Below are 18,052 nucleotides of genomic sequence, written 5' to 3'. Positions count from 1 at the left end.
ATAACATGAGCACCATCGAAATCACTTCCAGCAACGAAACCAATGCCGCGGCTCAGAAATCAGCAGCGCGGCTCCGGGTCTGTCATCTGAGCCTGACTCTATGCACGGGTGGACTGGAACGTTTGCTGGTTGATTTTGCCCGATTCCATAATGCAGCGGAATACGAACTCGAATTCGTCGCGCTGGGAGAGATGGGCGCTCCTGCAGAGGAAATCCAGAAGCTGGGTTGCCCCGTCATTCCCTTTCCGTTGACTGCCTCGGGTAAGCTGGGACGCATCCGTCAGTTGAAGGAATTTTTCCTGGAGAAGAACTACGACCTGCTGCACACCCACAATGCGTACCCTCACTTTTACGGCACACTGGCCGGACGTCTCGTCGGGATCCCCGCGATCATTCAGACGCGTCATGGTCGCCGCTTCGGAGAGACCTTTAACGAGCGGCTGCAGTTTGCGCTGGCCAGCCGCCTGGCGAATCGCGTGATTCCTGTCTCGGATGACACAGGAGACCGCTGTCGCTCAGTGGGCTGGTTGAACGAGCGTAAAGTAACCCGCATCTGGAATGGGATCGACGTGGATCGGTTTGCCTTTTCCGGACCGGTGGCAGAGATGCGGGCGATTACTGTCTCGCGTCTGTCGCCTGAAAAGGATCTTGCAACGATGCTGCAAGCGGTGCGGCTGGTCGTTGATTCGATTCCCGAATTCGAGCTGATGATCGTGGGAGATGGTCCCGAACGCGCGAAACTGGAACAGATCACAACAGAACTCAACCTGGAATCCCATGTGCGCTTCCTGGGAGAGCGGAATGACGTCCCTGACCTGCTGACGCAGGCTGGCTTTTACGTTTCTTCTTCTCTGACAGAAGGAATCTCATTGACCCTGCTGGAAGCCATGTCGGTCGGATTACCGATTGTGGCGACGGCCGTCGGTGGAAATCCGGAGATTGTCCAGCAACCGGAAACCGGACTGCTGGTCCCCCCGGCGAATGCATCGCTGCTTGCGGAAGCCATCTGTCAAATGTGTACTCAGCCTCAGAAGTGGCTGACCATGGGCCAGTCGGCCCGCGAACGTGTCGAACAGCACTTCAATGTGCGTTCAATGATTAAAGACTACGAAAGCCTGTATCAACAGATTTTGAATCTACAAGTTAAGTGAACCCGCCATGAATATGAATTTAACCTGTACTCACCACGACCTGTCACTCGACCCGGAAATAGAAAGAACCGCGCCGTTTGATGAACTGCAAATCAGTTTTTATGCCGTGCAGATGGAAGACCTGCAACCGATGTCCCAGTTCTACCAGGACTGGCTGGCACTGTTTGAACAGGATCCACACGCACTTTTAAACCATCACCCGGATTATCTGCTGCACCTGCAACCGCAGTTAAAGAAATCGTTTCCGGATCGCCCCAGTTACGTGATGTTTTGCCGTCACCAGGGGACGCTGGTGGCCGCAGGTATCTGTTGTCCCAAAAACCTCAGCACAAAGACGCTGCGTGGTATGGGGCCGGCACGACTGCTGCAAGGATATTATTTAAAGGGAAACAGCTTTCTACTTCAGCAGGCATACCAGGATGACTCTGCGTTTCTCGAATTCCTGCTGGAAACCACTTTGAAATTCTGTGAACAACAACATGGTGCTTTCCTGTTCCTGGAAGATGTCCATCTCAAATCGCCCGTGAAAGCCTGCCTGGATCGACTGGAGGATCGCTGTCTGACCTATTCCCATACGGGATATCAGCCGCGCAGCCTGATCCGGTTCCCGGAAAATGCAGCTGATTACTGGAATCAGTTCCGGTCTAAATCCCGTCGGAAGCATCGCAAAATGATTCGGGACAACAGCCATCTCAAGCTGGTACGGATCACGGAGCCAGACCAGATCACAGACTTTCTGAGTGCGGCTCACCAGGTATCGAAAAACTCCTGGCAGAGTCAACGACTGGGGCTGCGCGTCAAAAACAATGATCAGGAAGTCAGCGAGTTGATGTTCTACGCGTTGCACGGATCCCTGCGTTCTTACCTGCTGATGGACGGGGATCGCCCCGTGGCATTCAAAATCGGCAGTCAGTTTCAGGGGATCTTCTACGATCTCGAATTCGGGTTTGATCTGGATTACGCCAGCGTTTCACCAGGTGAAACGCTGTTACTACTGATCCTGGAAGATTTGACCGAGTACGACTCGCCCCGCACATACGATTTCGGCGAAGGCGATGCGCAATACAAGCAGCGCTACAGCTCCGAGCTGACCCATAGCGGGGCCGTCATGCTGATGTCGAATACGTTAAAAAACAAAAGCCTGCTCTGCTATCTGAATTCCTCCCGCAGGATTGATCAGGCAGCACGACACCTGCTGAAGACCTCCGGCATTTATACCGGTCTGCGACAACTGGTGCGATATGGAAAACTGGGCAGCAGGTAAGCTGGCCCAGCAGTAGCGCATTGACTATCGAAAGATGGACGACTTATGAAAATCCTGTTCTTATCTAATGTGTTTCCGAATTCCCAGCACCCGGGAAAAGGGACTTTTAACGCTGCGATGATGCAGTCCCTGGGAGAACTTCACCAAACCCATGTGATCTCACCGGTCGCCTGGGTGGATGAGTGTTCTTCCCGGGTCAGCCAGCGGACTCGACTCGATCCCGACTGGCTGCCTTTTGAAGCGGCTAACGGAATGCGCGTTGATTATCCGCGGTTCTATTACCCGCCGAAAATGCTGCATCAGCATTACGGCCAGTTCCTGTACTGGTCGATCCGTTCGACTTTGAATCGGGCTATCGCCCGGTTTCAACCGGACGTGATTCTGTCGTACTGGCTGCACCCGGATGGAGAGGTCGCCGTCAGGGCAGCCCGCGAACACGGAATTCCAGCGGTCGTCATGACGGGGGGCAGCGATGTCTTGCTGTTGACCCGGAATCGACATCGGCGGCGGGCGATTCAATCGGTACTGCAACAGTCGGATGCTGTGATCACGGTGAGCCAGGACATCGAAGCCGCAGTGCAAAAGCTGCAGATCCATCCTGAGAAGATTCATACCGTCTATCGGGGCGTGGATCGCAGCCGCTTCTGCCCCGGTGATCAACGGGCGGCCCGCGAGCGTCTGGGACTCGATCCGGATCGTAAAGTGATCGTCAGCGTAGGGCGACTGGAACCCGTGAAAGGACATACGGTTCTGCTGGAAGCCTGTAAGAAAATAAGTAAGCAGGGGCCTGCATTTACATGCTATGTTTTAGGTAATGGCTCATTACATTCCCGTTTGAACCAGAAAGTAACAGAGTACGGATTAGACAAGTATTTCCAGTTGCAGGGGTCACAACCACAGTCCCGACTGCCAGACTGGTATCGGGCCGCCGATGTCGTTGCCCTGCCCAGCCTTTCAGAGGGAGTTCCCAATGTGCTCTTGGAAGCGATTTCCTGCGGAAGCCGTTTCGTAGCCAGTCGCGTGGGCGGGATTCCGGAGATCGCCGATCCCCTCCAGGATCGGCTGGTGACTCCGAACAACCCGCAGCTGCTGGCAGACGCCCTGTCGGGCATGCTGGCGGTGCCTGCGATTCCGGAACAACGGGTTTTCGAGCCATTGACCTGGCAGGAGTCCGCTGTGCAGCTCAGCCAGATTTTGTCTGACTGTAGCACGCGGTATTCAGCCGGTTTAACAGAACAGCAGAAATCACGATCGTCCTACCGTCGTAAAAACAGAAAACTCAGACAACCAGTTTGAAATTCGAACATGAACCAGATTCGCCAGTTGATTAAGCGTTCGCTGACTGCAGTCGTCCCACGGCGACTGTTTCTGGTTCAAGGTACGTCTCCCCATCCGGTTCTGTCCTCAGAGACACATGCGGGCTCCCACCCGCAGGCTCCCGTACCACTGGCGTTGACCTTCGATGATGGTCCGCATCCGGAATACACCCCCCGCCTGCTCGATCTGCTGCTGCAGTATCAGCAACAGGCGACTTTTTTTGTGATCGGCGTCCAGGCACAACGTCACCCCGAAATCATCCAGCGGATGGTTCAGGAGGGGCACGAAATCGGCAATCACACCCTGACTCACAGCGAGCCTTCACGAACGACAGCCAGACAGTTTCTGGCAGAGATCGATCAGACAGATCGGATTCTGAGGGATATCACCGGTAGCATTCCGCGCCTGGTGCGGCCTCCCAAAGGGAAACTGACCGCGGGCAAAATGCTGGGGCTCTGGCGACGTCACAAAACTATCGTGCTCTGGGATACCGATCCGCGGGATTACCAGATGACCGAAAACTCACAAATCAACCAGTGGTGCGAACGCTTTCAACCGCAGGCAGGTAATTTCTGCCTGATGCACGACAATCACCCCTACGCGATTGAAGCGGTACGTCAGCTTTCGGAACACACACAATATGCTATCCGCTCCCTGGGAGTCAGCCACTGGCTTGCTTCCGGTAAGAAACCAGCGCCAGTCAAACAACGGGCTTCTGCCTGAGTGTATACAAAGGAATTTCTGATTAATGTCTACCATCCTCTCTCAACCTGTCGATCTGTCCGATTCGGGAGAACAGCCGCGTCCACAGGAGTCACGTAAGCGACTGCTGCTGGTGAGCTATCATTTCCCCCCGGTTGGCGGTGCCGGCGTACAGCGTCCCGTCAAGTTTGTGAAATACCTGAAGCAGTTTGGCTGGGATGTGAGCGTACTGATGGCTGCCAACCCTTCGGTACCGGTGTTCGATAACAGCCTGCTGGTCGATATTCCTGAAGGCACCCATCTGGAAAAGGCACGGACCTGGGAACCGGACTACACACTCAAAAAGAATATGGCCCAGAAGCAGGCAGGGGCGCAGAAAGTGAGCCTGTCAGGTTCGCTCAAGTCATCCTGCAAAAAGGTGGTCAAAGCGGGTGCGGGAATGCTGCTGCAGCCCGACGCGCAGATTCTCTGGTATCCGAATGCACTCAAGGCCGGTAAGCGTCTGTTGAAGCGGGTCCCCCACGATGCCATCCTGGCGACCGCCCCACCCTATTCGAACCTGATCCTGGCCAGCAAACTCAAAAAAATATTCCACCTGCCACTGATTTCGGATTTCCGTGACGAGTGGGATCTGAGCAGCAAGTACCTGGAGAACCATCAGCGGGACCGGATCTCGGATCTGATTCAGACCCGATTACAGAAAAAGGTCATGCGTCACTCAGACGCGATTGTCGCTACCACAAAAGCCAGCACACAGCGTCTGCTGGACCGGGCGGAGCAGTTTGGAGCCTCGCCTGTCGGACAGTGTATCTATAACGGCTACGATCCGGATGACTTTGACACGCCGCATGAGACGTCATCGACTTATTCACCAGAGAGTGGCAGAAAGTTTCGGATTGTTTATACGGGAACACTCTGGAACCTGACCACGATTGAACCACTGGTGCGGGCGATTGAAGCCGTACATCAGTCCCAGCCAGCAATCCTGAAACATCTGGAACTGCAGGTGATTGGGAGAAAGACTCCCGAACAGCGGGAAGTCCTGGATCGTCTGAACCAGACGGACTGCACGCTGATTTGCGAAGACTACTGTGCCCACCACGAAGCCTTGAAAAAGATGGCAGCCGCGGATGCACTCTGCCTGCTGCTCAGCGATGTGGAAGGCGCCGATCGTGTGGCACCGGCGAAACTGTTTGAATACCTGGCAATCCAGCGGGAAATCCTGTCGATCACTCCCGCGGGAGAAACGGCGGGCATTCTGCAGGACTTCTGGCCGGAAGGGAATTTCCGTGCCAGTGAAACGGACAAACTTGCTCACTGGCTGGTCAATCGTCTGAATGGCCAAACGGTCTCACCAATGCCTCATCCGGAAAAACGGGATCGGTTCCAGCGGGAACACCAGGCAGGACAACTGGCGGAACTGTTAAACCAACTGGTCCATCACCGGATCTGATTAATTCGAATCGAAATGGGCTGAACATGAAATTCTGGGAAGATCTGAAAGCAAAATCAGAATGGTGCTACGGCAGTGTGACTGCGCGGAGCCTGCTGAAAACGTGCCTGACCGACGGCACGATGGCGATGCTCTGGTACCGCCTGATGCAGTGGGCGAGTGCCTGGAAACTGGCGCCGCTGGCCATGATCTTCAACAAATGCAATGCGATCTTCTGCCAGTGCATCATCGGACGCGGTGCGGATTTCGGTCGCCGTCTGGTGATCATCCACAGCCAGGGAATCGTGATTAACGGTTCCGTCAAGGCCGGCGATGACATCAAACTGGAACACCAGGTGACCATCGGTGCGGAACGCAACACATCGCCTCGACTGGGATCGGACATCTTTATCGGTGCGGGAGCCAAGGTGATTGGTGCGGTGGAAATTGGATCGCACTCAAAGATCGGGGCGAATGCGGTCGTTGTGAAAGACGTCGCAGCGCACACCACTGTCGGCGGGATTCCTGCGAAAGTGATTAAGGTTCATCAGGAGACGGAACCTGTCAGCAGACCAGAAATCAATCAAGCCGAACTCCCCTACAAACAACATCAGCCAAAGGTGGCACCATGATATCCACACTCTTCATCAGCCTCTTCTGGGGATCCGTCGCGTTGATCGCCTACGCCTATGTCGGCTATCCACTGCTGATCTGGCTGCTTTCACGGCGTCATTCCCGACGGGCGGAAGACTTAGAAAGCATTCAAAGCGAAACGGCAACGGCGGGGGAACTCCCCTTTGTGTCGATTATTATCGCCGCCTATCGGGAAGAGAATGTCATTCTCGATCGTCTGAATAATCTCGCGCAGCTGGACTACCCTGCCGACAAACTTGAGGTCCTGATCGGCTGCGACGGGAACGAAGACCTGACGGGCGAACTGGTCACCATGTATGAGGATGACCGCGTGCGTCTGCTGCAGTTCGAAGAACGCCGGGGCAAGTCATCGGTCTTAAATGACTGTGTACCGGCGGCCCGCGGTGAAATCCTGGTCTTCTCTGATGCCAATACCCACATGGATCCACAGTGCCTCAAACAACTGGTACAGCACTTTGACGATGAAACCATCGGCGGTGTCTGCGGGCAGTTGATTCTCGAAGATTCAGAGACGGGAAAAAATGTGGATGGCCTGTATTGGAAATATGAAAACTTCCTGAAACAGTGTGAAACGAACCTCGGAGCCGTACTGGGCGTGAATGGTGCACTGTATGCCTTACGCAAGTCGATCTACATGCCGATTCCTCCGGAAACGATCATTGACGATTTTCTAATCGGGATGCGAGTCCATCTGATGGGCCGTCGTCTGATCTATGACGGCAGTGCCTTCGCGACCGAGGAATCTGCCACTTCGGTACAGGCAGAATTCAAACGTCGTGTCCGCATCGGTACCGGCGGTTTTCAAAGTTTACGACACCTGAAGGGGCTGCTGAGTCCTCGATATGGATACATCGCATTTGCCTTCTGGTCACACAAACTGTTGCGCTGGTTCTGTCCGGTCTTCATGACCGTGGCACTGCTGGCGAATCTGTGCCTGTTGAATCAGACACTCTACCAGATCACATTACTGGGCCAGGGACTGTTTTATCTGTCTGCCTTCCTGGGTATGAAACTCGCGAATCGAGGGGGCGTGCTCCGTAAACTCTGTCGGGTTCCGGGCATGTTCGTGCAGATGAACCTGGCACTGGGAATTGGCCTGTTTCGCTGGCTCTTCACGCGACAGACCGGCACCTGGGAACGGACCGAACGCAGTGCCACCCGTGTGGTACCTGTCGATGAAGCGTTTTCGCTGGAACAGCAGAGCGACATCGATGTGGAAACCATTGAGAATAATATTCCCTCTCATCATTCATAAAGATAATCCGTCATGAATACATTTCTGTTTGCCTGTATCGCGATGCTCAGCCTGCTGGTGATGGCGTGCATCGGCTGCGTTTCCCTGGCGATTCGTGCCCGGAACATGCAGTACTGGCTGCCCGCTTATCTGTTTCAGAAGAGGCAGGATCGGCCGGTCAAATTTACTCCGGAACAGCCCCGGCATATCTTCATCGCGGTCTGCGATCACTATGAACCCGAATGGGGAAAACCACAGAAAGCGGAAGCGATCGCCCGCGTGGACCGCTGGTGTGAAGAATATCCGGCCCGCTTCTCGCGTTTCAGTGATTCGCGGGGACAGGTGCCTCAACATACGTTCTTCTTTCCACAGGATCAGTATCAGCCCGAGTACCTGGATCGCCTGGCGCGACTCTGTAAACAGGGATTCGGCGATGTGGAGATCCACCTGCACCACGACAATGACACGGCCGAGGGGCTGCGTCAGAAAATGAATGATTTTCGCAAGACGCTTTACGAACGACATGGACTGCTGCGCAAGGATCCCGCAACGGGAGAGATTCTCTACAGTTTCATTCACGGAAACTGGGCCCTGTGCAACTCGCGTCCGGATGGTCGCTGGTGCGGAGTCGACAATGAAATCGATGTGCTGCTGGAGACAGGCTGCTACGCCGACCTGACGATGCCTTCAGCTCCCAGTGACACCCAGACACGCATCATCAACAGCATCTATTATGCGAAGAATCAGCCTGGCAAATGTAAATCACACGATGCAGGTACGCTCGCGCACGTTGGTCAGACTCCCGAGCGGGACAGCCTGCTAATGATCCAGGGACCGTTGGGACTCGACTGGAATCAACGGAAATGGGGATTCATGCCCGGGATTGAGAACTCGGACCTGCACGGTGGGCGTCCGGCAACGATCTCACGTTTCCGGCACTGGCTGGCGGCAGATGTGCATGTGGCAGGCCGGCCCGACTGGACCTTTATCAAGCTGCACACCCATGGCGCCAAACCTGGTAATCTGGAGACTCTGCTGGGACCGGAAACGGAGGCGTTTCATGCAGAATTGCGTCGCGAAGCCTCCCGGCATCCGGAGTGGAAATATTATTACGTGACCGCGTGGGAAATGGCAGCGCTGATTCACCAGGCGGAACAGGGAAACACAACGCCCGATTTTGAAGCGATTCACCCCATTTCCCACCAGGAAACGGCTGTTCCAGTCTGAGAAAAAGTGGAGCAGGCACCCGTTTCATTATAGAATCCGGGCAGATTCGGATTGACCAGATTTTCGAGATTTGTCAATATCAGCGCCCAGACGGTCCGTGATTCTCAACTGGCTTGTCTTCCCCTGTTTTTCTATCGGTTCTGCGGCCGACAACCGCGGTACTAAAATTGAGTCCTTTCTCTGTTGTCTGACTTGAGTTACTAAATACATCACCCCCTTCTTTGAGCTTCCCTCAAGCGTATTCTGCGGTGAAGTCGCTGCTGGCAGAATAACAACAGGATTTGATTCAGACTCATCATCGTTTCAAGGAGGAAACAACATGAGTGTGATCTTAGTGCACACAGGCGTATCTCATACGCGCATTGAATATAGTATCTGGGAAGCACTGAATCAGACCTGGCCTCATTCCTCCACGATTGCCCGCTTCGGAACCGGCTTTTCCCCGGAGAAGGAAGTGGATGTCTCCCGGGCGAATCTGATCATCAGTACGAGCCTCGAAGCAGCCGCCTCGATCAAATGCCAGGACCACCAGTTGCATATGTGCTACCTGGAACCGATCGCCAGCAATCAGAAGCCTATCGATCACCAGCTGGTTAACTCACTGACTGAAGTGGAATTCGTTGTACCGACCAAAACACTTTTGAATCAGAACCGTGATCGTTTCACGTCATTTGTGCGCCCCCCCGTTGAAACCGATTTTTTCAGTTCCGGTTATGAAAGACGGAGTGAGTTCTACCTGCTGGTTGTCGACGGTCCCTGGACTGCGCAAGAGCAACTGGCCGTTGATGCCTGTGTGGCTCTCAAACAGAGTCTGTCGATCATCGGGATTCCTGCAGAACAGGTCCCTGCTGCCGTTCATAATGAGCCTCAGGTAGAAATCATTGGTCCCATTGATGATCAGACTCTGCGAGATCAATATCGGCTCTGTAAAGCAGTGATCTGTCCCCGGGATGTTGACTTCGATCTGTCTGCCCAGGAAGCACAGAGCTGTGGTGCCCCGGTGGTGATCTTTGGAGGCTGTGAAGCAGCCCAGTCGGTCATCTGCTTTGAACAGCATGGATTGGGGAGTGGAATCCACTTCGCCGAACAGAGCGCCGCCTCACTGATCTCAGCGATGCGTGAGCTGGAGCTCCGTCCGCAGCGTTGCCAGTCCGTGATCGGCTGGTGTTGTGCTGCCCAGTTCTCGTATCAGCAGTTCCAGCTCAACTTCAATCAGGCAATCGCCAAAGAGATCGCCTATCGGATTCAGTGTGCGGAACGCCAGAGTCGGGCAGACAAACAACAGGATCAGGGTCCTGCAGAAGAGCGGGCTGCCGCTTAAATCAGATTGCCTGACATGGGTCCGGTGCTGAAAGTCAAACCTGGAAAGAAGCACACCCCAGGCACCCTGCAGAACCTTTTCCGGATAGATATGTGAATCCGTTGCGCTAAGGACAACGGTTTCCTGAACTACTGCGGATACGGAGCTCTGTCAGGTCTGTTCCAGCTGCGGTACCCAGGCTGTCAGCAGGGTTCCGCAGCAAAATCCCATCGTAATCCTCTATTTTGCAGCAGGTTACTAACGCCTGTTGCTAATGCGGAGATGTCGTTTGGCAATCCGCTCTGAGCCTCCTTCCACATAGTTTTGTGGCTTTCACGCCTACATATTGAGGCCCATTGATGGCTGATCCCATCCCATAGCCCCCATCCCCCCCGCCTAGGCCTGTTTACATAACTGGATCTGAGGGCTTCATTCTTGATCGACTGTAACAGGTGGCTGCTCAGGTTCTGGATTGCCGATTTGCGGCAGCCGATATTCTTAAGTAGATAGCTCAGCTGAAACACTCGCCCGCTTCAAGTGCAACTTGAATCAAATGGGTGTTCGAAATTACAACTCACTCGCCTCACAAGGATGTGTCAGGTTTATGACTCAGCAAACCGTCGAAAATCTTGAAGCCCGCGTCAAAGAGCTGGAAGCTCAAGTCCAGGATTACCAGAAGCAGCTCATTCAGGCACAGAAGATGAGCTCCGTGGGTGCCCTGGCTTCATCGATCACGCATGAATTCAACAATATTCTCACGACCGTGATCAATTACGCGAAGCTGGGCCTGCGTCACAAAGAAGAAGAACGCCGGGATAAAGCGTTTACCAAGATTCTCTCCGCTGGTCAGCGAGCCGCCAAGATCACCACCGGCATGCTCTCGTATGCCCGCGGTAATGAGAGTCGCCAGGAACCGGTCGATCTGGTCGTACTGGTCAAGAGCGTGATTGCCCTGGTGGAAAAAGACCTCTCGATGAACCGCGTTAATCTGCATACGCATTTCGATGCTCAGCCGGAAGTCACTTTAAATCCGAACCAGATTCAGCAGGTGCTTGTCAATCTGATCGTGAATGCCCGTCAGGCGATGCCGGGCGGCGGCAGACTCGATCTGGCGGTCCGTGTGAATGCGGAATCGAACCTGGCAGAGGTGATCGTGCGCGACAGCGGTTCTGGTATTCCGCCCGAGCAGCTGCACCATATCTTTGAACAGTTTTACACGACCAAAGAAGCAGACGAGAACGGCCAGGGAGGCACTGGTCTGGGCCTGTCACTGGCCAAAGAGGTCATGGAGGCCCATAACGGACGCATCCGTGTTGAGAGTGCCATTGGTAAAGGGACTGCTTTCACGCTGAAATTCCCACTCTCGGCAGCAGCCATCGAAGCTGCCTGATTCGAGGCCTTTTTCAGGCAACGGGCCATTCTGAGCCGGTCAATGGGATCCGAGTTTTTTGCCTGTTTCCATTGAATTTCATAAAGCGTTATAATATATACTCTTATTCTCAAGCCGGAGTGGCGGAATCGGCAGACGCGCTGGATTCAAAATCCAGTGGGGGTAAACCCCGTGCGGGTTCAAGTCCCGCCTCCGGTACTATGAAAAAACCCGACAGGAAATGGTGTTTAGCCTTTCCCGTCGGGTTTTTGTGTTTGTGGGCCGTGCAGCCAGATGCAAACTCAGACAGACTTGTACCTGATTGCATTTTTTTGAAACTGTTTTGACAGGAGGACAGGCCCACACGCGCAAGGCTACACATCAAAAAATGTTTTCCCCTCATCATAGAATTCTCCTCTTCCTGCAATCAGTACCCCAGTCAAAGTTCTAGTTCACTCCATTCTCCTGCAGTGGAATCAACTTCACCTGATCCTGCAGTCCTGGTACGCGCTAACCTGAATAGATACTTCCCGGTTCCGTTTCTCAGCACATTAAACACTTGGCAGATCTGCCTGATGTTCTAGAAAGATAAACGTGCCAGCAATTTCTTCAAATCAGGAAGTTTAACCATCGACGATCTGGAAATCTTCAAACTTGGCGTGGTCGTATTTGCGATTGTATTCATCGCGACATTCTCATCGATTATCGCTATAGAGGATCCTGACGGCTGAGTGTTAAGCTTCTCCGCATTTCATCGACATAAAGGTCTACAGGAACTGTGAAACGCAAAAAACTTGGGAAACTCCTGTTCGTTATCGCCGCCTTCATCTCATTCCTCTTTTCAGTGTCGCTCTGGTTCAGTGGCCAGCGAGAAGAAGGGTTATTTGTAGGAATCTGGGTCCCTTCGATTCTTTCTTTCGGCTGTCTGATCTTGCAAGGAAGGAGCCTTGAAAAATGAGTACGCTTGGGATATTTATACTTGGTCTTCTCGTCACCGGACTAACATTCTCTGCCACTGTACTGGTTGGACTGCAGGAAGCGGCCGATGAATCACTGACTCGAGTGCAGGACCTGACAGAGTTCGAGAAGAAAGTTGCCGGCAGGATTTCTGAGAGCGATTAGGAATTTTTTTTCATAATTTTTAATGCAGTCATATAGACCAAATTACCTCACTGCAAAGCCCATCTTTAATATCTGGATGCTCATCGCGAATGAGCAGATTGAATTCCATCTTCGATTTAAGTGCACTGACTGGGTATCTGGGCAATAATATTTTCAAGTGCATTTTGTCATCCTACTGAAATTCCGACAGGAATGATGTGAAAACCTCCGCTGTGTTCTAAGGTTTTTTGGATACCTGAAACCTGGAACTTCTCATGATGTTGGCGGGGCTGTCTGAGAATGCCCGCTTCTGCGGAAGATCTTGGTTTCACTACCAGATGCCTGGAATCAGTTTATATCGCACCCGCAGCGCGTACTCGCGGTACCCGCTTAATTCTGTCTGCAGGGTCTGGTCTTCCCAGTGGGTTCGCACGAGCAACACCAGTGAGGCGATACCGGCTGGAATTAAGGCCCACAGGGAACCTAATGAAAGCGGCATACCGATCGCGGTGAGGATTCCCCCGACATAGCCGGGATGACGCATGATGGCATAAGGGCCAGTGTCGATCACTGCCTGCCCGCGGTCTGTTTGAATCCGCACGGTGACTTCAAAGAACTTGTTCACGGCTTCGGCCCAGGTGACGATTACCATCCCGGCCAGCAGCAAAAAATAGCCGACGATGCAGATCCACCACGGGACGGGAAACCAGTGGAATCGACCCTCGTCCAGAGCCGCTATAGGGACGATGGCCAGCATCGACGGAAAGTAAAAACCGAGCAGGATTCTGTCCCACTGTTTTGTCCCTTTGTGGAAGTGACTTCTCGCGACAATGACTTCCGGATTCACACGCTGAAGAACCACGAATCCTGCTGAGACGACTACCAGCAGAAAGAACATGAACAACCAGCCTTTCGACCATGTCCATGTTCCCGCCGGCAGAAACATAAACAGAGCGAAGAAGATTGGCAGGCCAATCAGATCCAGAACCAGACGGCGGCGATTGATGCCCTGAGGTGTTTTTTCCGAGTCACTGTCAGCGGCCATGAATCGTTCCTCATTTCTCGCTTACGAACTCAGCAATCCAGTCTGGATCATATTAACCCCTGCATCAAGCTTGCTTCGCCAGGTCCAGAAAGACGATGTGCGAGGGGTTGCCGACGGCGGCGTAATGGTCTGTGAAGTGCAGCTTGCCTGTTGCTTTATCGACTTTGAATACGGCCACACTGTCGGCCCGCTGGTTACAGCAGTAGAGAAATTCGCCGGTCGGGTCGAAGCTGAAGCTGCGGGGATAATTGCCGCGTGTCCATTCATCAGCTACCCAGGTCAGTTCGCCGTTTGCGCCGACGGAAAAGATGCCGATGCTGTCGTGCAGACGGTTGCCGGCATAGACGTACTTCCCGTCTTCCGAGACCAGAATTTCCGAGCAGAAGTTGCTGCCTTTGAAACCTTCCGGCAGTGTCGAGATGGTCTGCCGAGCGGTCAGTGTGCCAGCCTTTGAATCGAAATCGAAGAGTACCAGTGTCGAACCTTCCTCCTGGATCGAATAGAACCAGCGTCCGTTAGGATGGAAGTGGAAGTGCCGGGGGCCATCGCCGGGAGGCAGAGAGATCGCAGGCTGATCATTCGGCGAGAGTTTGCCCGTTTTTTCATCGAACTTCCAGATGTAGATTTTGTCCAAGCCCAGATCGACGTGAAACACAAAGCGTCCTGAGGGATCGGCCTGAATCATGTGAGCGTGCGTATGATCGTGACCGCTGAAGGCGAAGCTGCCTTCGGGCGCGTTCGTGGCTGTGGTGGGACCGATTTTGCCGGCATCATTTTTGACATCGGTGGCTTCGCCGAGTGAGCCATCTTTCAGAATGGGGAGTACGGAAATCGAACCGCCGAAATAATTCGCAATCAGCAGATAGCGTCCCGACGGATGGACGCTGACATAGGTTGGTCCATCTCCTCCTGAATTGACCTTGTTGAGTTGTGTGAGCGAGCCGTCTTCCCGGTTGATCTTGAAAGCGGAGACGGAACCATGCTTCTCCTTGCCGACCCGATCGGTTTCATTGGTCGAATAAAGGCGTGTGCCTTCCGCGTTGACGGCCAGACAACTGGGGCTGGTTCCCATCCGCTGAATGCCGACGGGAGTCATCGCTCCCGTTTCGCGATCGATCTGGAAAAGATGAATGCCGCGTCCGTTGCCGGGTGGCAGGTCGACCTGGGTATCGAGCACATCCTGAAGCGGAGAACTGAAGGTGCCGACATAGGCCATCAGGGGTTTGTCGGACGATTTTGATTCCGCGTAGGCCAGTCCCGCGACCAGTGGAAAAGTTCCGGTCAGAGCGAGAGATGTTTTCAGAAACGAGCGGCGGGATGTTTCGGGAGATTGCATGGTGTGAGTTTCTATTATCATCAGGAGAAATTTCAGGTTGTCGGGCTTCGATCATAGCTCGCGTGGGGAGAGAATGCATCTGAAATCGCCGATTCTTTGGGAGACAAAATCGGATCCTGGCCGGGGTGTGTACAGATTTTGGTTCTCTCAACCCGGCCTCCTGCCTGCAGTATGTCGGATCGCCGGCCTGTGTGATTCTTTGTCCGCATTTAACTTGCCTGAACCCAAAGTGGAAGATAGACTTAAATGACTTCTCTCTGATGTCGAAAGGCACACGCTCACAGAACGAAGGCAGGCACAAACTTCGCTTCATCAGAGCCTCCATGCGCGCGGGGTCTGATCCAATTTGACTCAGCTGAAAGTTTGCCTACATGTCTGCTACTCGCTCACTCCCTGCTTTTCCGGGGAACTGGAACCGCTGTCTGTCTACATTCTCTCTCTGTCTGATCCTGCTGCTGGTTTCTACAGGTTGTCAAAAGCCTCAGCCCGGCGACTCCCAGGCGGAAAAAGACGACTCCTCAGCTTCGTCTGCCGAACAGTCATCCTCGAAAGATACTGCCACTGCGGAAGAAAAGACCATCGACCCCAAGATGGTGACGAAACCAGGGGAGCCGATGACGGTCGAACGTTATCAGGAGGTGAAAGCTCACTTGAAAGATATTGGCCTGGCCCTGCATTACTCGCATGATAAAAACCGGTCTTTCTTACCATCACAGGAAGAACATCCTGAATATTACGATGAGAATGGTCAGTTGAAAGTCAGCTGGCGGGTCCACATTCTGCCCTTTCTGAACCAGAAGCCGCTGTACGATCAATTCAAACTGGATGAAGCCTGGGATAGTCCAAACAATGCACCGCTGGCAAAGCAGATGCCTGAGGTTTACCGCTCTCCCGATACTCCGATCGGTTCAGACAAGACCCGCTTCCGTGTCTTTGAAGGACAATGGGGAAAAAACTCCAGAGGCAGAGAGGCGCCATCTACCATATTTCCCGTCGGTAAACCTGTATCCATGCGGAATGTGAGAGACGGGAGTTCGAATACCGTTATGGTTGTTGAAGCAGGTCCGGACAAAGCTGTAGAGTGGACTCGGGCCGGTGGTTTGAATTTGGAACATCCGAAGGAAGAATTCGGAGCCGCTGGTCGAGGCATTCCGGTACTGCTGGCCGATGGCGCGACTCTCTGTTTCAAACGGGATATCGATGACTCGCAATGGAAAGCCTTGATTGGTCCGGATGATGCTACCGTCGTTGACTACCGAGAATTCGTCATCGTCCATACCACTCTGAAGCCGGGTCAGATCAAGGTCCTGCAACAGCTTCGCGAGATCGTCATGGCGTTTTTCAACTATGCCGATAAATACAGGCGTTTTCCCCCCGCGGATGAACATCTCGTCGACGGCAAACCCAATCTGAGCTGGCGCGTGCATCTGCTGCCTTTCATGGGACAGGAGGCGCTGTATCAACAGTTCAAACTGGATGAGCCCTGGGACAGCCCCCACAACAAAGCCTTAGTGGAAAAAATGCCGGCGATCTATCAGTTTGGTTCCGCAGGTAAGCCTGGCGAGACACGTGTGATGACATTTTCCGGAGAAAAGACGCCGTTTCCGGGAGGATCGGGCTCACGTATCAGAGATATCACTGACGGGACTTCCAATACGATCTTTTTCGTGATCGCTGCTGAGGATAAAGCGGTACCCTGGACGAAACCGGAAGACCTGCCCTTTGATCCTGCTGACCCGGTCAAAGCTCTCGGAAAGTTAACCACGCCTGTGATCCCCGCTGTGATGATGGATGGCTCGACAAGGGGGATTCCTGCGAACATCCCGGCGAAAACGCTGGCGAATCTGATTCAGCCGGCAGACGGGAATGTGATCACAGTAGATCTGCCCTCTTACAAACCTGAATAAGATTGGAAACAGCAACTGATTTTTTCAGCTGTTTTCACTTTAAAGACAACCTCTCTGACAGAACCATGGAGACGAGAATGTATACTCAGAATCGAATTTTGCTAATGGCGTTGCTGATGCTAGCAGTCACAGTTCCCAGCGGATGCCAGAAACAGCCTGCTGCGACTCCAACGACGGAAGAAGCTGCCACCGAGACTGGTGCACCGGCAGAGACGGACGCTCAACCGGAAGAGCCAAAGATCGCCCCGGAGATGATGACCAAAGCGGGTGAACCTATGACCGCCGAACGTTTCAAGGCTGTTGGAAATCAGCTCAAGCAGATTGGTCTGGCGTTTCATAATCTGTACGATAAAACACTACACTTCCTGCCCACTCAGGAGGAACATCCAGAATATTATGATGAGAATGGTCGGCTGAAGGTCAGCTGGCGGGTGCATCTCCTGCCCTATATGGACCAGAAGCCGTTGTATGATCAGTTCAAGCTAGATGAAGCCTGGGACAGCCCGCACAATGCACCACTGGCGAAGAATATGCCTGATGTATTTAAATCCCCGGACATACCTGCTGACTCAAACAAGTCCCGCTTTCGGGTATTTGATGGTAAGCGGGAAAAAGATGGTGAGGGAGATGAGAAAATGACCACATTGTTTCCGCTGGGTCAGCCAGCCAGTATGCGAGACGCGCTGGATGGCACTTCGAACACGATCATAGTGGTCGAAGTGGGCCCCGATAAAGCTATCAAGTGGACCAAACCGGGTGGTCTGAACCCAACAGAGCCAAAAGCCGAACTGGGAGAAACTGCTTCACAGGTTGCGATTCTGAAAGGGGATGGATCCATATCACTCGTTAAAAAGGATCTGGAAGACGCTCAGTGGAAAGAGATGATCGGTCCACAGGACTTCACACGGATTGACTGGGACGCCATCGAAGTCAAACCGGGTCAGAAAGAATAACTGTCAACGACGATCATGTTTTCATCACACCCAACCCACGTAGTTTTTTGAAAAGACCCC

At 53.3% G+C, this 18,052-nt stretch carries 14 protein-coding genes and 1 tRNA gene; 13 read left to right on the top strand and 2 right to left on the bottom strand.

Features of this window, described 5'->3' with window-relative positions; translation table 11 throughout:
* The first annotated feature begins 5 nt into the window (after nt 1-5).
* The 11 genes from F1728_RS29940 to F1728_RS29890 all read left to right on the top strand — a co-directional run bounded on the left by F1728_RS29940 (nt 6) and on the right by F1728_RS29890 (nt 11,869).
* Nucleotides 6-1,151 (top strand): glycosyltransferase, encoded by a 1,146-nt coding sequence (locus F1728_RS29940; RefSeq protein WP_155367074.1) that lies wholly within the window; start codon nt 6-8, stop codon nt 1,149-1,151.
* 7 nt (nt 1,152-1,158) lie between these two features.
* Complete coding sequence (locus F1728_RS29935; RefSeq protein WP_155367073.1) at nt 1,159-2,415, top strand: GNAT family N-acetyltransferase; 1,257 nt, start codon at nt 1,159-1,161, stop codon at nt 2,413-2,415.
* A gap of 45 nt (nt 2,416-2,460) precedes the next feature.
* Nucleotides 2,461-3,711: a glycosyltransferase gene (locus F1728_RS29930; RefSeq protein WP_155367072.1), complete on the top strand. Its 1,251-nt coding sequence runs from the start codon at nt 2,461-2,463 to the stop codon at nt 3,709-3,711.
* Between the two features lie 9 nt (nt 3,712-3,720).
* On the top strand, nt 3,721-4,455 hold the full coding sequence (locus tag F1728_RS29925; protein ID WP_155367071.1) for a polysaccharide deacetylase family protein: 735 nt from the start codon (nt 3,721-3,723) through the stop codon (nt 4,453-4,455).
* A 25-nt stretch (nt 4,456-4,480) separates the two neighbouring features.
* On the top strand, nt 4,481-5,887 hold the full coding sequence (locus F1728_RS29920; RefSeq protein WP_155367070.1) for a glycosyltransferase family protein: 1,407 nt from the start codon (nt 4,481-4,483) through the stop codon (nt 5,885-5,887).
* Between the two features lie 26 nt (nt 5,888-5,913).
* Nucleotides 5,914-6,498, top strand: a complete 585-nt coding sequence (locus tag F1728_RS29915) for a serine O-acetyltransferase (protein ID WP_155367069.1) — start codon at nt 5,914-5,916, stop codon at nt 6,496-6,498.
* Nucleotides 6,495-7,775, top strand: a complete 1,281-nt coding sequence (locus F1728_RS29910; RefSeq protein WP_155367068.1) for a glycosyltransferase family 2 protein — start codon at nt 6,495-6,497, stop codon at nt 7,773-7,775. Before F1728_RS29915 ends, F1728_RS29910 begins: the two co-directional genes overlap by 4 nt.
* Before the next feature lie 12 nt (nt 7,776-7,787).
* Entirely contained in the window at nt 7,788-8,981 is a 1,194-nt protein-coding gene (locus F1728_RS29905; RefSeq protein ID WP_228030408.1) for a hypothetical protein, read from the top strand.
* 319 nt (nt 8,982-9,300) lie between these two features.
* Nucleotides 9,301-10,302: a glycosyltransferase gene (locus tag F1728_RS29900; protein WP_155367067.1), complete on the top strand. Its 1,002-nt coding sequence runs from the start codon at nt 9,301-9,303 to the stop codon at nt 10,300-10,302.
* Between the two features lie 583 nt (nt 10,303-10,885).
* A complete protein-coding gene (locus F1728_RS29895) occupies nt 10,886-11,671 on the top strand; it encodes a sensor histidine kinase (protein ID WP_155367066.1) in 786 nt (261 codons plus the stop codon).
* A 113-nt stretch (nt 11,672-11,784) separates the two neighbouring features.
* Nucleotides 11,785-11,869, top strand: a tRNA-Leu gene (locus tag F1728_RS29890).
* 1,213 nt (nt 11,870-13,082) lie between these two features.
* Here the strand turns inward: F1728_RS29890 and F1728_RS29885 are convergent.
* Nucleotides 13,083-13,796 (bottom strand): methyltransferase family protein, encoded by a 714-nt coding sequence (locus F1728_RS29885; RefSeq protein WP_155367065.1) that lies wholly within the window; start codon nt 13,794-13,796, stop codon nt 13,083-13,085.
* A gap of 64 nt (nt 13,797-13,860) precedes the next feature.
* Nucleotides 13,861-15,132, bottom strand: coding sequence for a lactonase family protein (locus F1728_RS29880; protein WP_155367064.1), 1,272 nt, complete (start codon nt 15,130-15,132; stop codon nt 13,861-13,863).
* A 371-nt stretch (nt 15,133-15,503) separates the two neighbouring features.
* Between F1728_RS29880 and F1728_RS29875 the strand changes: the two genes are divergently transcribed.
* Together F1728_RS29875 and F1728_RS29870 are read left to right on the top strand one after the other, a co-directional pair.
* The gene (locus F1728_RS29875; RefSeq protein WP_155367063.1) at nt 15,504-17,039 is read left to right on the top strand and encodes a DUF1559 family PulG-like putative transporter; all 1,536 of its coding nucleotides are present in this window, start codon (nt 15,504-15,506) and stop codon (nt 17,037-17,039) included.
* Nucleotides 17,040-17,155: 116 nt separating this feature from the next.
* A complete protein-coding gene (locus tag F1728_RS29870) occupies nt 17,156-17,992 on the top strand; it encodes a DUF1559 family PulG-like putative transporter (protein WP_194242596.1) in 837 nt (278 codons plus the stop codon).
* Nucleotides 17,993-18,052: the final 60 nt, after the last annotated feature.

The sequence above is a fragment of the Gimesia benthica genome, from assembly GCF_009720525.1.
In the GTDB taxonomy this organism is placed as follows: Bacteria; Planctomycetota; Planctomycetia; order Planctomycetales; family Planctomycetaceae; genus Gimesia; species Gimesia benthica.
This window is presented reverse-complemented; position numbering and strand designations above follow the sequence as displayed.

Excerpts from the sequence above, each read along its gene's own strand:
- F1728_RS29940 (WP_155367074.1), top strand. The coding sequence starts at position 6 with ATGAGCACCATCGAAATCACTTCCAGCAACGAAACCAATGCCGCGGCT.
- F1728_RS29935 (WP_155367073.1), top strand. The coding sequence starts at position 1,159 with ATGAATATGAATTTAACCTGTACTCACCACGACCTGTCACTCGACCCG.
- F1728_RS29930 (WP_155367072.1), top strand. The coding sequence starts at position 2,461 with ATGAAAATCCTGTTCTTATCTAATGTGTTTCCGAATTCCCAGCACCCG.
- F1728_RS29925 (WP_155367071.1), top strand. The coding sequence starts at position 3,721 with ATGAACCAGATTCGCCAGTTGATTAAGCGTTCGCTGACTGCAGTCGTC.
- F1728_RS29920 (WP_155367070.1), top strand. The coding sequence starts at position 4,481 with ATGTCTACCATCCTCTCTCAACCTGTCGATCTGTCCGATTCGGGAGAA.
- F1728_RS29915 (WP_155367069.1), top strand. The coding sequence starts at position 5,914 with ATGAAATTCTGGGAAGATCTGAAAGCAAAATCAGAATGGTGCTACGGC.
- F1728_RS29910 (WP_155367068.1), top strand. The coding sequence starts at position 6,495 with ATGATATCCACACTCTTCATCAGCCTCTTCTGGGGATCCGTCGCGTTG.
- F1728_RS29905 (WP_228030408.1), top strand. The coding sequence starts at position 7,788 with ATGAATACATTTCTGTTTGCCTGTATCGCGATGCTCAGCCTGCTGGTG.
- F1728_RS29900 (WP_155367067.1), top strand. The coding sequence starts at position 9,301 with ATGAGTGTGATCTTAGTGCACACAGGCGTATCTCATACGCGCATTGAA.
- F1728_RS29895 (WP_155367066.1), top strand. The coding sequence starts at position 10,886 with ATGACTCAGCAAACCGTCGAAAATCTTGAAGCCCGCGTCAAAGAGCTG.
- F1728_RS29885 (WP_155367065.1), bottom strand. The coding sequence starts at position 13,796 with ATGGCCGCTGACAGTGACTCGGAAAAAACACCTCAGGGCATCAATCGC.
- F1728_RS29880 (WP_155367064.1), bottom strand. The coding sequence starts at position 15,132 with ATGCAATCTCCCGAAACATCCCGCCGCTCGTTTCTGAAAACATCTCTC.
- F1728_RS29875 (WP_155367063.1), top strand. The coding sequence starts at position 15,504 with ATGTCTGCTACTCGCTCACTCCCTGCTTTTCCGGGGAACTGGAACCGC.
- F1728_RS29870 (WP_194242596.1), top strand. The coding sequence starts at position 17,156 with ATGCTAGCAGTCACAGTTCCCAGCGGATGCCAGAAACAGCCTGCTGCG.